This window comes from Pseudonocardia sp. DR1-2, from assembly GCF_023717215.1.
Taxonomy (GTDB): Bacteria; Actinomycetota; Actinomycetes; order Mycobacteriales; family Pseudonocardiaceae; genus Pseudonocardia; species Pseudonocardia alni.
On sequence record NZ_JAMQOF010000003.1, the window covers coordinates 81,389 to 95,332 of the forward strand.

The 13,944-nt window shown below is 74.0% G+C and carries 13 protein-coding genes; 2 read left to right on the forward strand and 11 right to left on the reverse strand.

Annotated features, from left to right (window positions below; translation table 11 throughout):
• Positions 1-5 precede the first annotated feature (5 nt).
• Both ND486_RS09370 and ND486_RS09375 read right to left on the reverse strand, forming a co-directional pair.
• On the reverse strand, positions 6-1,481 hold the full coding sequence (locus tag ND486_RS09370; RefSeq protein WP_251783877.1) for a transglycosylase family protein: 1,476 nt from the start codon (positions 1,479-1,481) through the stop codon (positions 6-8).
• A 158-nt stretch (positions 1,482-1,639) separates the two neighbouring features.
• Positions 1,640-2,266, reverse strand: a complete 627-nt coding sequence (locus ND486_RS09375) for a DsbA family protein (RefSeq protein WP_073575559.1) — start codon at positions 2,264-2,266, stop codon at positions 1,640-1,642.
• A gap of 103 nt (positions 2,267-2,369) precedes the next feature.
• Between ND486_RS09375 and pepN the strand changes: the two genes are divergently transcribed.
• A complete protein-coding gene (gene pepN / locus ND486_RS09380; protein ID WP_251784421.1) occupies positions 2,370-4,976 on the forward strand; it encodes an aminopeptidase N in 2,607 nt (868 codons plus the stop codon).
• Between the two features lie 64 nt (positions 4,977-5,040).
• On the opposite strand, the gene ND486_RS09385 is transcribed toward pepN, so the two are convergent.
• From ND486_RS09385 to ND486_RS09415, 7 genes are all read right to left on the reverse strand, one after another.
• Positions 5,041-5,364, reverse strand: a complete 324-nt coding sequence (locus ND486_RS09385) for a hypothetical protein (RefSeq protein ID WP_251783879.1) — start codon at positions 5,362-5,364, stop codon at positions 5,041-5,043.
• 169 nt (positions 5,365-5,533) lie between these two features.
• On the reverse strand, positions 5,534-7,090 hold the full coding sequence (locus ND486_RS29670) for a HAMP domain-containing sensor histidine kinase (RefSeq protein WP_251783880.1): 1,557 nt from the start codon (positions 7,088-7,090) through the stop codon (positions 5,534-5,536).
• Positions 7,091-7,189: 99 nt separating this feature from the next.
• A complete protein-coding gene (locus ND486_RS09395) occupies positions 7,190-7,861 on the reverse strand; it encodes a response regulator transcription factor (RefSeq protein ID WP_073575555.1) in 672 nt (223 codons plus the stop codon).
• A 152-nt stretch (positions 7,862-8,013) separates the two neighbouring features.
• Positions 8,014-8,493, reverse strand: a complete 480-nt coding sequence (locus ND486_RS09400) for a DUF5130 family protein (RefSeq protein WP_208819790.1) — start codon at positions 8,491-8,493, stop codon at positions 8,014-8,016.
• On the reverse strand, positions 8,480-8,734 hold the full coding sequence (locus ND486_RS09405) for a hypothetical protein (protein ID WP_062397046.1): 255 nt from the start codon (positions 8,732-8,734) through the stop codon (positions 8,480-8,482). The genes ND486_RS09400 and ND486_RS09405 overlap by 14 nt, the downstream gene beginning before the upstream one ends.
• A gap of 11 nt (positions 8,735-8,745) precedes the next feature.
• The gene (locus ND486_RS09410; RefSeq protein ID WP_251783882.1) at positions 8,746-10,176 is read right to left on the reverse strand and encodes a DUF2252 domain-containing protein; all 1,431 of its coding nucleotides are present in this window, start codon (positions 10,174-10,176) and stop codon (positions 8,746-8,748) included.
• Positions 10,177-10,223: 47 nt separating this feature from the next.
• Positions 10,224-11,573: a UDP-glucose/GDP-mannose dehydrogenase family protein gene (locus tag ND486_RS09415; RefSeq protein ID WP_208819782.1), complete on the reverse strand. Its 1,350-nt coding sequence runs from the start codon at positions 11,571-11,573 to the stop codon at positions 10,224-10,226.
• A gap of 101 nt (positions 11,574-11,674) precedes the next feature.
• Here ND486_RS09415 and ND486_RS09420 point away from each other — a divergent pair, with 101 nt between their 5' ends.
• Positions 11,675-12,343 (forward strand): GPP34 family phosphoprotein, encoded by a 669-nt coding sequence (locus ND486_RS09420; RefSeq protein ID WP_208819780.1) that lies wholly within the window; start codon positions 11,675-11,677, stop codon positions 12,341-12,343.
• Between the two features lie 4 nt (positions 12,344-12,347).
• On the opposite strand, the gene ND486_RS09425 is transcribed toward ND486_RS09420, so the two are convergent.
• Together ND486_RS09425 and rfbB are read right to left on the reverse strand one after the other, a co-directional pair.
• Entirely contained in the window at positions 12,348-12,947 is a 600-nt protein-coding gene (locus ND486_RS09425) for a dTDP-4-dehydrorhamnose 3,5-epimerase (protein ID WP_251783884.1), read from the reverse strand.
• Entirely contained in the window at positions 12,944-13,906 is a 963-nt protein-coding gene (rfbB, locus tag ND486_RS09430; protein ID WP_251783887.1) for a dTDP-glucose 4,6-dehydratase, read from the reverse strand. The genes ND486_RS09425 and rfbB overlap by 4 nt, the downstream gene beginning before the upstream one ends.
• Positions 13,907-13,944: the final 38 nt, after the last annotated feature.

Genomic DNA, 13,944 nt, shown 5'->3' on the forward strand with positions numbered 1-13,944 from the left:
ATCGATCACCTCGGAAGGCCCAACTTGTTGGCACATGCCGGCCACGATCCGTAACCGCCGCGGGCGTCGCGGACCTTGGTCGCGATCTCGATCTGCTGCTCCTTCGTGGCGCCGTCGGCGGTGGGGGCGTACGTCGTGCCGCCGAAGTCGCTCCAGGTGCCCTTGTCGAACTGGAGACCACCGTGGTAGCCGTTCCCGGTCGAGATGGACCAGTCGCCGGAGGACTCGCACTGCGCCAGCTCGTCCCAGGTGCCGTCGGCCGCCTTCGCCGACGACGACGGCGCCGGCTCCTTCTTCGCCTCCGGCTTCGGGGCGGGCGCCGCGGGGGCCGGGGCGTCGGCGTCGCCCCCGCCGCTCCCGTTCCCGCGGTCCTCGTCCGGCTCGTCACCGCGGTCCTCGTCGCCCTCGTCGCCCTTGTCGCCGCGGCCCTCGTCGCTGCCGGACCCGCCGCTGCCGCCCTCGGCGGAGTCGTCGCCATCGGAGGATCCACCGTTCCCACCGGAAGGGGCGCCGTCGCCGCCGGAACCGCGGAAGTCGCGGTCCTCCGGCTCCGATCCCGAGGCCGGGCCGTCACCTGCGCTGCCGCCGGAGGGGTGGCCGGAGCCGCCGGAGCCCGACGGGGAGCCGCTGCGGGAGCCGTCGTCGCCCCCGCCACCGGTGCCGCCGTCCCCGCCGGTCGGACCGTCGCCGTCCGAGCGGTCGTCGTCCGAGGCGTCGTCGTCCGAGGCGTCGCCGTCCGCGCCGCTGTCCGGCCCGGCGCTGTCCGGGGCGTCGTCGGCTCCGCTGCCCGTGCCGTCCCGGCCCCCACCGTCCGCCGTGTCACCCGCGCCCCGGCCGTCGCCGGAGCCCTGGCCGTCGCCGGAACCCTGGCCGTCGCCGGACCCGCCGGAGGGGCCCGCCGGGTCCGGTCCCCCGGCCGAGCCGTCCGCACCGGAGCCCTCCGCCCCGGAGCCCCGGCCGGACCCCGCCCGCGCCACCGCGGACCGCACCCGCTCCCCCACCGCCCGTGCGACGGCGTCCGCGTCGGGCGCGCCGTACCCGGCGGCGACGTCGTCGACGACCAGGACCCAGTCGCGGCTGCCGCCCGGGCCCTGCGGGGCCGGGAACCGGGCGATCCCCGAGCTCGCGAGCTGGGCCAGCTCCAGCGTCGTCCCGGTCGCGGGCTGCACCCACCACGGGCGCGCGGTGTCGCCGGAGAGCAGGTCGAGGTCGAGGACCACGTCGCTGCCCGCCGGGGTGTGGCCGAGCACGTAGGACCCGTCCTCGGCCCCGGCGATGTCGACCCGGCTGTCCACCGCCGCGGCCCGCACGGTGAACGCGCCGTCGGAGTACGGGCTCAGCGCCGTCCGGGGCACCGCGTCGGCGAGCGCGCCCCGGTCCAGCACGGCGCCGACCGCGAGCTGCCCGCCCACGAGCGTCCCGGCGACCAGCGCCACCGCTCCGAGCACCGACGTCGTCCGCCGCGAGAACCAGGTGTCCACGGCCGGGCACTGTGCGCCCCCGCGACGCCCGCCACGGCCGAACGGGCGATCCCGTTCGCGATCGCGAGCGGCGCCGCCGGGTGACCGTCACGGGTGAGGGGGCCGGTGCCCCATCCGGCACCGGCCCCCTCGATCGCGGCGATCACGCCGTCACCGGCTCAGTAGTCGAAGGACGGGTCCTCGGTGCGGGTGCGCTTGAGCTCGAAGAAGTGTGGGTTCTCGGCCAGCAGCCGGGCGCCGTCGAACAGGCGGCCGGCGTCCTCGCCCTTCGGGACCCGGGAGATGACCGGCCCGAAGAACGCCACGCCGTCGACGTGGATGGTCGGGGTGCCCACGTCGAGGCCCACCGGGTCCATGCCCTCGTGGTGGCTGGCGCGCAGCTTCTCGTCGTACTCGGTGGAGTGCGCGGCCTCGGCCAGCGACTCCGGCAGGCCGAGCTCCTTCAGGGCGCCCGCGATGACGTCGTCGAAGTCCTTGTTGCCCTGGTTGTGGATGCGCTCGCCGAGCGCGGTGTAGAGCGGCGCCAGGATCTCCGGGCCCTTCAGCTCGGCGGCGGCGATGCACACGCGCACCGGGCCCCAGCCCTTCGACATGAGCTCGACGTACTGCTCGGGCAGCTCACGGCCCTCGTTCAGCACGGACAGGCTCATGACGTGCCAGGTGACGTCGACGTCGCGGACCTTCTCCACCTCGAGCACCCAGCGGGAGGTCAGCCACGCCCAGGGGCACAGCGGGTCGAACCAGATGTCGATGCGGGCACGGCCGTCGGCAGCAGGAGTCGTCATACCCGGCGCAACACCGGGCACCGGCCGCGGATTCCACGGGCCGCGCCCCGGGCACCGTGATTGGATGCCGACGACACCACTCCCCGAGAGGACCCCGAACGACGTGACCCCGCCCAACCTCACCCGTGCCCAGGCCGAGGAGCGCGCGGCGCTGCTCGACGTCTCCACCTACGACGTCACGATCGACCTGACCGACGGCGCCGGAGCCCCCTCCGAGCGGACGTTCGCGGTGACGACCACGGTGCGCTTCACCGCCGCCGAGCCCGGCGGGAGCACGTGGATCGAGTGGGTGGGCGACGGCATCACCTCGGCGACGCTGAACGGCACCGAGCTCGACGCCGCCGCGTGGACCGAGGAGGACGGCCTCGCGCTGCCCGGTCTCGCCGCGGAGAACGAGCTGACGATCGTCGCGACCGGGCTCTACACCAACACCGGTGAGGGCCTGCACCGCTTCGTCGACCCCGTCGACCAGGCCGTCTACCTGTACTCGCAGTTCGAGACGGCCGACTGCAAGCGGCTGTTCCCCTGCTTCGACCAGCCCGACCTCAAGGCCCGCTACACCCTCACCGTGACCGCGCCGGAGGACTGGAAGGTCATCTCCAACGCCCCGGCGACGGTCGAGGGCGGCGTGCACCGCTTCGAGCGGACCGAGATCCTCTCGACCTACCTGGTCGCGCTGATCGCCGGGCCGTACGCGAGCTGGCACGACACCTACCGCGACGAGCACGCCGAGATCCCGCTGGGAATCTTCTGCCGCGCCTCGCTGGCCCCGCACATGGACCACGAGCGGATCTTCACCGAGACCCGGCAGGGCTTCGACTTCTACCACCGCAACTTCGGCGTGACCTACCCGTTCGGCAAGTACGACCAGCTGTTCGTGCCCGAGTTCAACGCGGGTGCGATGGAGAACGCCGGCGCGATCACGTTCCTGGAGGACTACGTCTTCCGGTCGCGGGTGACCCGCACGCTCTACGAGCGGCGCGCCGAGACGATCCTGCACGAGATGGCGCACATGTGGTTCGGCGACCTCGTGACCATGCGCTGGTGGGACGACCTGTGGCTCAACGAGTCGTTCGCGACCTGGGCGTCGGTGCTGTGCCAGGCCGAGGCGACCGAGTACACGGGCGCCTGGACGACGTTCGCGAACCTCGAGAAGTCCTGGGCCTACCGGCAGGACCAGCTGCCCTCGACGCACCCGATCGCCGCGGACATCCCGGACCTGCAGGCCGTCGAGGTCAACTTCGACGGCATCACCTACGCCAAGGGCGCGTCGGTCCTCAAGCAGCTCGTCGCCTACGTCGGTCTGGAGCCGTTCCTGGCCGGGCTGCGCGACTACTTCGCCGCCCACGCGTGGGGCAACGCCACCTTCGACGACCTGCTGGGCTCGCTGGAGAAGGCGTCCGGCCGGGACCTGTCGGACTGGGGGGCGCAGTGGCTGCGCACCACCGGCCTGAACCTGCTGCGCCCGTCGTTCCAGGTCGACGAGGCCGGGACGTTCACCTCGTTCGACGTCGTGCAGGGCGGTGCCCGGCCGGGTGCCGGTGAGCTGCGCACGCACCGGATCGCCGTCGGCGTCTACGACGACGACCCGGAGACCGGCAAGCTCGTCCGCACCCACCGCGTCGAGCTCGACATCTCCGGCGAGCGCACGGCCGTCCCGGAGCTGGTCGGGCTGTCCCGCGGCAAGCTCGTCCTGGTCAACGACGACGACCTCACCTACTGCGCGCTGCGCCTGGACCCGGGCTCGCTCGCGACCCTGGTGGACCGGATCGGCGACATCGCCGAGTCGTTGCCGCGCACGCTGTGCTGGTCCTCGGCGTGGGAGATGACGCGTGAGGCCGAGCTGAAGGCCCGTGACTTCGTCACCCTGGTCGCCGGCGGGTTCGACACCGAGTCCGAGATCGGCGTCGTGCAGCGGCTGCTGCTGCAGGCCCAGACCGCGACGGCGTCGTACTGCACCCCGGAGTGGGCGCAGGGCCGCGGCTGGCCGCTGCTGACCGACGCGCTGCGGTTCCGCCTGGACACCGCCCCGCCCGGATCGGACGTCCAGCTGGCCGTGGTCAACGCGCTGACCGCCTCGGTGCTGCCGGAGAACACCCTGGACCGGATGAAGGGCTGGCTGCTCGACGTCGACGTGCCGAAGGGACTGACCGTCGACGCCGACCTGCGCTGGCGGCTGCTGCACGCACTCGTCGCACACGGGAAGGCCGGCGAGACCGAGATCGCCGAGGAGGCCGAGCGTGACGCCACCTCCACCGGGGCGCGGCAGGCCGAGCGGGCCAGCGCGCTGATCCCGACCGCGGAGGCCAAGGAGCGGGCGTGGCAGCGCGCCGTGCACGACGACTCCCTGCCGAACGCGATCAACGAGTCGGCGATCTCCGGGTTCTCCCACCCCGCAGTGTCGACGGTGAGCCCCGGGCTGCTCGACGGCTACGTCCAGCGCTACTTCGACGAGATCGACGGCGTGTGGGCGCGCCGGACCTCGGAGCTGGCGCAGAACGTCGTCGTCGGGCTGTTCCCGTCCTGGGCGGTCGCGGAGCCGACCGTCGCGGCGGCGGACGCCTGGCTCGCCGACCAGTCCAAGCCGGCGTCGCTGCGCCGGCTCGTGTCCGAGGGGCGCGCCGGGATCGTGCGCGCGCTGGCCGCCCGTGAGTTCGACGGCCAGGCCACCCCTGACCCGGAGCGGACCACCGCGGTCCAGCAGCCCTGACCCACGCACGACGGCGCCCCGGGAGCCGTGCTCCCGGGGCGCCGTTCGTGTGTCGGGGGTGTGGTCAGCGGCGGCGCAGCCACCGCCGCAGCGGGTTCGCCGACGCCGGTTCGTCGGCCGGGCGGTAGCCCGCGCAGACACGCGGTCCGCAGCTGCCGCAGTCGGTGCCCGGGCGGTAGTGGTCGTGCAGGTCCTCCGGGTGACCGCAGGTGCACAGTCCCACCTGCGGGACGACGGGCGCGGGCGGACCGGCCGGGGTCCGCGGCTCGGACGGTGTGCGCGGCCGGGGCAGCGCCGGGACGGACTCCAGGCCCGTCGGCGGTGTCAGGACCGCGGCCGCGGGGGTGGCGGGGGTCCTGCGGTCGGTGCCGTCGTTCTCGTGCGCCATGGTGACCTCCTTCGTGCCGGCTAACGGCAGCGCGGACGACCATCGCGTCATCGCACCGTGCCGTTGCGTCACCCAGTATGAGATCGCGTGGGGCGCGTGGGAATGGCTCGCGGCGACGAAAAGACCGTCCGTGGACGGAACGGCTGGTCGTGGACACGTCGCCACCCGATCAGCGGGCCACCGGAAGTGTGAGTACGGCAAGACAGCCGCGAGGTTCGTCCACCGTACGGAGCACCAGGGTGCCGCCGTGCTCCCGAGCGAGCTGGGCGCTGATGTGCAGCCCGAGCCCGGAGCCGCCGGCGGCCTCGTCGTGCCGTCCGCGGACGATCTCGAGCTGCTCCTGCCCGTCGGGCAGGCCGGGGCCGTGGTCGCGGACCTCGACCGCGACCAGACCCGGTTCGTCGGCGAGGCGGGCCCGCACCACCACCGGGGTCCGGGGCGCGTGCCGGTCGCAGTTGGCCAGCAGGTTCGTCACGACCTGCCGGGTGAGCGACTCGGGCGCGGCCACCGGGGGCAGGTCGTCCTGGGTGTCGAGGGTGATGCAGCGGCCGTCGCGCAGGTCCACCAGGGTGCGCAGGGCCTCCCCGACGTCGTGCTCGGCGGTGTCCGCGCCCGGCGACGGGACGACCGGGGCGTAGGCCGGGCCGTAGTCGAGCAGGGCGGCGTCGCGTTCGTCGACCATCGGGTCGGCCACCGTGTCCTCGACGGTGATCGGGGTCTGCAGCATCTGGCGGAGCCGGTTCAGCTCGGCCAGCACCGCCTCCCGCATCCGGGCGACCTGGGGGTCGTCGCCGGGGCGGGTCGTCAGCAGCTGCGCGGCCCCGGCCAGGCCCGCCAGGCCGTTGCGCAGCTCGTGGTCGCGCTCGGCGGTCTGGCCGGTGGCCCGTTCGAGCAGCGCCGACGCCTCGCCGAGGGTGTCCTGGAGCTGGTCGTAGTCGTCCTGCATCTGGGTCACCGCCCGCAGCGCGATGGTCAGCAGCGCGGTGAGCACCACCGCCATCCCGAGCACCCGCAGCGACGGGTAGACCAGGCCGGCCGTCGGCTCCCGGCCGGGCACGATCGCCCGGTACAGCTGGGACACCGCGACGATCAGCAGGCCGAGCCCCATCCGGGCCCGGATCCGGCTCGGGCGCCGGTAGCCGTCGAGCAGGAACAGCACCGCGACCAGCGCCCAGCCGCTCTGCACCACGATCGAGTAGAGGGGCGAGGTCGCCAGCATCCGGGTGAACGGGCTCTCCGCCTGCGAGGCGATGACCCCGCCGATGACGAGGGCGAGCGCGGCCAGCGCCCAGCCGCCCCAGGCCCCGAGCGCCCGTGGCGGCCGCAGTGCGGCGACCAGGATGCACAGGCTGATCACGAACATGGTCAGCACCGCCAGCCGCGGGGTGCCCGCCGGGTACTGCGGCAGGACCAGCGCGGACAGCGGGAGGAGCACGACGCCGTAGAGCAGGAGGGCCGCCCCGAACCACGACGGACGGGGGTCCCCGGACAGCCGCCCCGTCACCAGCGCGACGATCGCCGCCGCCGAGCCGACCGCGGCGGCGACGAGGGTGAGCACCGCCGTCGCGTCGGAGAGGTCGACCCGGCCGTCGACGACCGCGGGGCGGCTCACGGCGACCACGAGGACGGCCAGGACCGCGACGACCAGCATGTCGGTCAGATGTCCCACCAGGAACCGGGCCCGCCGCTGCGGGCCCAGGAGCACGCCGAGGAAACCGGACGCCACGTCCCCTCCGCTCGAAGAAGTCGCCGGACTGATGAGAAAGCGATAATAGGACTCGTCATTCTCGGTGACGTTCGGTGGCCGTGTTGTGGGCCGAACGGGTCAGATACCCGCGGCCTTGCGGTAGAGGGCGACGGCCTCCAGCTGGGAACCGACCTCCAGCTTGGTCAGCACCGCGCGGATCTGCGTCCGGACCGTCGCCAGGGAGACGACGAAGTGGTCGGCCACCGACTGTGCGCGCTTGCCGCCCGCCAGCAGGGCGAGGACCTCGCGCTCGCGCTGGGTCAGCCTGCCCAGCTTCTCGTGCAGGTCGCGGCGCTCGTGCTCCCGGTCGCGGTGCAGCCGGATGAACTGCTCGCGGCGGCCCGGCGGCATGATCGAGCGCCCGGCGTGGGCCTCACGGATGGCGCTGAGCAGCGCCGGGAACGGCGCGTTCTTGGGGACGAACACGAACCCGCCCGCGTCCAGGGCGGCGCCGACCCGGCCGGCGTCGGAGCTGCCGGACAGCACCACCACCCGCCAGCCCGCCTCGCAGAGCGGGCCGACGAGCCGCACCCCGTCGATGCGGTTGCCCTCCGGGTCACGCCCCAGGTCGAGGTCGAGCACGATGAGCCCGGGTGTGACGCGCCGGGCGTGCTCCAGCACCGCCGCGGCGGAGCGGACCGGCTGGAAGGTCGCGTCCTCGCCCTCGGCGCGCAGGTTGAGGGCGAGGGCGGACCCGACCAGCTCGTGGTCGTCGACGATCAGGATCGGGCTACCGGTGGGGCCGGTCACCGCTCGGTCCTCCCGCTGCGCACCATGGGGGACACCTTAGAGCCGTTGCGCCGATCGCGGTCGCCCCCGTGTGACGGACACGCGGGCGCGGCGCTGTCCACGGACGCGCCCGGGTGTCCGCCCGTGGTGTCCACCGGACGGGAATCCCCAGCTCAGGGACGGCTGCCGGCCTGGTCCGCCAGCATCCTCAGTCCGGACAGGATTCCACCGAACAGATCGCCCTCCTTGAAGGAGGCGACCATGCTCATGAGAGCGAGCTTGGCGCCGCGGTCCGGGAGCCGGACCTTCGCGTCGGCGCCGGTCACGATCTCCAGCAGCCGCTGCTCGGGGCTCACGGCGACGAGCACCGCGTCCTCGTGGTCGTCGACGCGTCCGTGCAGGTCGACCGCGGTGGCCCGCGCGTCAGCACCCAGGTCGCCCAGGTACAGCGCGAACCGCAGGCCGGTCTCGCGGCTGGCCAGGTACAGGGCCTCGTCCAGGCGGGTCAGCTGCACCGGGGTGAACGGGTGCGCGGCCGCGGACGGCTCGACGAAGTTCTCGGCCACCGACAGGCGACCGGAGTTCGTGACGACCGACCCCTCGGGCAGGTCCTCCTCGTTGCCGGTGAAGACGGCGAGGTCACCACTTGCCACCGGTACCTCCTCGGGTGTCGCCGCCCTCGGACGGGGCGGTGTCGCCGTGTCCGGCGTGCGCGGCGTGGTGCCCCGCGGCGGACGGCTCGGCGATCCAGAACAGCGGCTCGTACGGCCAGGGGTCACCCGCGTTGTAGCGGGGGCGGTTGCTCCGGTTCCGCACCGCGATCCAGCCCCAGATCGCGAAGTACAGGACAGCCGGCGCGACCACGAAGACCAGCAGGGTTTCGACGACGGTCACGGGGCCAGAACCTAGCCGATCGCCGTGCCCGGCACCTGCTCAGGTGTCCGATCCGACAGCCGCCCGGACCGCACCGCGCGGACCAGCGCGTCATGATCGGCTTCGGTCTGGTCGGCGTAGGCCCTGGCGAACGTCGCGAGCGCCGCGGCCACCTTCCCGCCCTTCCCCAGGTAGCCGGCGATCATCGACGCCCCCGAGGTGCGGGCGTGCCCCTTGGCGAGCAGCCTGCCGCAGACGTCGGCGTAGTCGGCCAGCGCGGGGGCGTCGAGGGTGTCCGGGACGATCGCGCCCTTCATGTCACGGAACTGGCGGACGTAGTACTGGCGGCCGTTGATCGTCGTCCAGCCCAGGAGCGGGTCGGAGACGGTCTGCAGGGCCTGCTGGTACTCCACGACCCGCTGGCCCTGGTGGGCGTGCCAGGCCTCGCCGCCGTGCACGAACGGCGCGACGACCGACCGGCGCGCCTGCTTGAGCTGCAGGAACAGCACGTCGTCGGGGCTGGAGCCCTCGCAGAGCACGAGGTAGGCGCGCAGCCCGACCGAGCCGACCCCGACGACCTTGTGGGCGACATCGACGGCGTGGTACCCGCCGAGGATCCGGCTCCAGTGCGGCGGCAGCGTCGCGAGGTACTCGTCGAGGGCGGCCAGGATGCGCGCGGTGTGCTCGTCGTCGGGGTGGGTGATCAGCGGCGGCTCGGTGACGATCCGCCGCGCCCCGCCCTCCTCGGTCACGAACCGGGGCAGGGCGCGGTCGCTGGTGCGCCGGCGCGCCCGTTCGGCGGCCTTGTCGATGACCCGGCGCGAGGTCTTGTGGTCGGCGTCCGAGCGCAGGGTGTCGATGTCCATGATGTCGAACGAGCGGGCGAGCAGCGGCTCGTCGGCGAGGTGGCGCAGGTGCTCGGCGTAGGAGGTCACGCAGCGGGCTACGGCCTCGCCGCACTGCTCCTCGGTCGCGCCGGAGTCCCGGCCAGCCACCCAGGTGGAGGACACCAGGCGTCGCAGGTCCCACTCCCAGGCGCCGGGGTGGGCCTCGTCGAAGTCGTTGAGGTCGAAGACCAGGTCGCGCTCGGGCGAGGCGTAGAAGCCGAAGTTGCCCAGGTGGGCGTCGCCGCAGATGACGGGGTGCACGCCGGTCTCGGGCAGGACCGCGAAGTCCGCGGCGTGCAGGGCGGCGGCGCCGCGCAGGAACGCGTGCGGCGATGCGGTCATCCGCTGGATCCGCAGCGGGACGAGCTCGTGCACGCGCCCGGCGTTCTGCGCCTCGACGACGTCGACCGGGTCGGCCCGGCGCAGCTGCGCGGACCACTCGGCGAGCCCGGACCGGGGAGCGACCTTCCGCAGCCCCTTGCCGATGCGGTAGCGCTCGGCGCGGGGCGTGGAGGCGCGCTGCAGCGAGCCGAACGCCGCGCGGTCCGAGCCGGCGAGGACGGGGTGCGAGGTCACGCCTGCGTTCTACCGCAGCGGCGGCGTGATCACCGACCGGGCCGGCCTCAGACGTTGCGCCTGCCCAGCGCGCGGTAGGTCCAGCCCGCGGACTCCCACGCCTCGCGGTCCAGGGCGTTGCGGCCGTCGAGCACGCGGCGGGTCCGCACGACCTTCCCGAACGAGCCCGGGTCGAGCTCCCGGTACTGCTTCCACTCGGTCAGCAGCAGGACGGCGTCGGCGCCCTCGGCGGCCTCCTCCGGGGTGTCGACGCAGTCCAGCTGCGACCAGTGCCGCCGCACGTTGGGCAGCGCCTGCGGGTCGGTCACCCGGACGTTCGCGCCCTGCAGCTGCAGCTGCGCGGCCACGTTCAGCGCCGGGGAGTCGCGGATGTCGTCGGAGTCGGGCTTGAACGCCGCGCCCAGCACGGCGATCCGCTTGCCGAGCAGGGAGTCGTCGCACACCTGGCGGGCGAGCTCCACCATCCGGATCCGGCGCCGCATGTTGATGTTGTCGACCTCGCGCAGGAAGGTCAGCGCCTGGTCGGCGCCCAGCTCGCCGGCGCGGGCCATGAACGCCCGGATGTCCTTGGGCAGGCAGCCCCCGCCGAAGCCGAGCCCGGCGTTGAGGAACTTCCGGCCGATCCGGTCGTCGTGGCCGATCGCGTCGGCGAGCTGCTTCACGTCGGCGCCGGTGGCCTCGCACAGCTCGGCCATCGCGTTGATGAAGGAGATCTTGGTGGCGAGGAAGGAGTTCGCGGCGGTCTTGACCATCTCCGCGGTGGCGTAGTCGGTGACGACCTTCGGCGTGCCGTCGGCGACGATCCGCGCGTAGACGGTGTCCAGGACCTTCTCCGCGTCCACCGCGGTGTCCGCGCCGGACAGCGACGGGACGCCGTAGACGAGCCGGTCCGGGTGCAGGGTGTCGGCCACCGCGAAGCCCTCGCGCAGGAACTCCGGGTTCCACGCCAGCGCCGCGTCCGGCACCCGGGCCGCGACCTGCTCGGCCAGCCGGGCGGCCGTGCCCACCGGCACCGTGGACTTGCCGACGACCAGCTCGCCGGGCCCCAGCACCTCGATCAGCGACGCCGTCGCCGCCTCGACGTAGGTCAGGTCCGCGGCGTACTCGCCGCGCCGCTGCGGGGTACCGACGCACACGAAGTGCACCGCGGCGCCCCGGGCGTCGGCCATGTCCGAGGAGAACGACAGCCGCCCCGAGTCCAGCGACCGGCGCAGCAGCTCCTCGAAGCCCGGCTCGAAGAACGGGACCCGGCCCGCGGCCAGCGACTCCGCCTTCGCGACGTCGACCTCGATACCGACGACCTCGTGGCCCAGCTCCGCCATCGAGGCCGCGTGCACGGCTCCGAGGTAGCCGCACCCGATGACCGACAGCTTCAGCGGGGTGGTGTTCTCCGACATGGCCGGAGGTTAGCTGCCGCCCCGGACGGGCTGTCGCAGACGTCGGGCAGTGTGCGTCCCGGTGACGCCGAGGTGTCGCGCCGGCACTAACGTCCTCGGCCGTGCGGACCCTGCTGCTGGCCGAGGAACTGCTGTTGCTGGGGCTCGACCGCTCGACCGGCCGGATCGGTGACCGGTTCGACGGGCGGGTCCTGCCCGTCGCGCTGGTGCGCGACCTGGTCGACGCCGGCGCACTGCACCTCGACGGCGGGGACGGCCCCGACGGCGGCGACACCGTGACGCCGTCGGGCGGGGAGCCCGACCACCCCGCGCTGGCCGCGGCGCTGGCCGCGGTGACCCGGGACGGCACCGACACCGGCTCGCACGCCGTCGCCGCCACCGCGGCGCACCTCGCACGGACCCCCGCGGGCTCGGCGGGCGGGGCCGTGGGGCAGCTGGTCGCCGACGGGATCCTCGCCGCGCAGGAGTACCGCCGGTTCGGGCTGTTCCGCCGGGTGCTGCTCACCGAGCAGGACCCGGAGCCGGCCCGGGCGCTGCGCACCCGGCTGGCGTCGCTGCTGGTCACCGAGACGGCGCCGGGCGGGCACGACGGCCTGCTGCTCGCGCTGCTGGGGCTCACCGACCTCGCCGGTGACGTCCTGCCGCCGGAGATCGACGCCCAGACGCGCGGGGTCGCGCAGCACCGCGCGGCGCTCGTCGCCCAGGGGGCGGCGCGGGACCCGTTCGTCCGGGCCTACTTCGCGGTGCGGTCCGGGTGGGCCGGGAACTGAGCCGCTACCCGCGCAGCTCCGCCAGGCGGGCGCGGCAGCTCTCCCAGGTCGGCAGGGCGCCCGCGGCGAGGGCCTCGTCCAGGGTCGGCGCGCCGCGGTCCTTGTCGGACAGCACCGGCTCGACCCCCTCGGCCCAGGGCAGCGCGAGCGCCGGGTCCAGCGGGCTGATCCCGTGCTCGGCCGCCGGGGTGTACGACGTCGAGCACAGGTACCCGACGACGGTGGTGTCGGCGAGCGCCTGGAAGGCGTGCCCGAGCCCCTCGGACAGGTAGACCGCCCGCATCGAGGCGGCGTCGAGGTCGACCGCCTCGACCCGCCCGAACGTCGGCGACCCGACCCGCAGGTCCACCACGACGTCGCGGACGGCGCCGGCGGCCACGTACAGGTACTTGGCCTGGCCGGGCGGCACGTCGGCGTAGTGCACGCCGCGCACGACCCCGCGCGCCGACACCGACTGGTTGGTCTGGGCGACGGTCAGGTCGAACCCGAGCGCGTCGCGGAACGCCGGCCCCTGGAAGGGCGCGGTGAACGAGCCGCGGTGGTCGGCGAAGGTGGTCGGCTCGAACAGCCAGGCGCCCTCGATCGACAGCGGGGTCGCCTTCACGCCCACCAGCTCCGGTGGTCGCGGTACCAGGCCACGGTGGCGGCCAGGCCCTCGTCGAAGGGCACCCGGGGGGCGTAGCCGAGCTCGTCGCGGATCTTCGACCAGTCCACGGAGTAGCGGCGGTCGTGCCCCTTGCGGTCGGCGACCCGCTCGATGCGGTCCTCCCCCACGCCGACGGCGGCGAGCAGCGCGCGGGTCAGGTCCAGGTTGGTCAGCTCGGTGCCGCCGCCGATGTTGTAGACCTCCCCGGCGCGGCCCGCCGTGGCTGCCAGGGCGATCCCGCGGCAGTGGTCGGAGACGTGCAGCCAGTCACGGACGTTGAGACCGTCGCCGTAGAGCGGGACGGTGCCGCCGTCGAGCAGCCGGGTGGTGAACAGCGGGACCACCTTCTCCGGGAACTGGTACGGCCCGTAGTTGTTCGAGCAGCGCGTGACCACCACGTCGAGGTCGTGGGTGCGGTGGTAGCTGCGTGCCAGCAGGTCGCTGCCCGCCTTCGCCGCGCTGTAGGGCGAGTTCGGCTCCAGCGGGTGGGTCTCGGGCCACGAGCCCGACGCGATCGAGCCGTACACCTCGTCGGTGGAGACGTGCACGAACCGGCCGACGCCCGCGTCCAGCGCGGCCTGCAGCAGGACCTGGGTGCCGACGACGTTGGTCGTCACGAAGTCCGCGGCGCCGGTGATGGAGCGGTCCACGTGGGTCTCGGCGGCGAAGTGCACGAGCAGGTCGGCACCGCCGTCGAGCACCTCGGCCACGCGCCGGGGGTCACGGATGTCGCCGCGCTCGACCGTCAGCCGCGGGTCGTCGGCGACGGGCGCGAGGTTCTCGGTCCGGCCGGCGTAGGTGAACGCGTCGAGCACGGTCACCCCGGCCCCGGCCAGCTCGGGGTGCTCCCCGCCCAGCACCTCCCGGACGAAACAGGACCCGATGAACCCGGCCCCGCCGGTCACCACGATGCGCACGTGCCCTCCCCGCTCACTGTCCGGCCCCGCCAGCGTGT

Excerpts from the sequence above, each read along its gene's own strand:
- ND486_RS09415 (WP_208819782.1), bottom strand. The coding sequence starts at position 11,573 with ATGTCGGAGAACACCACCCCGCTGAAGCTGTCGGTCATCGGGTGCGGC.
- ND486_RS09385 (WP_251783879.1), bottom strand. The coding sequence starts at position 5,364 with ATGGCGCACGAGAACGACGGCACCGACCGCAGGACCCCCGCCACCCCC.
- ND486_RS09375 (WP_073575559.1), bottom strand. The coding sequence starts at position 2,266 with ATGACGACTCCTGCTGCCGACGGCCGTGCCCGCATCGACATCTGGTTC.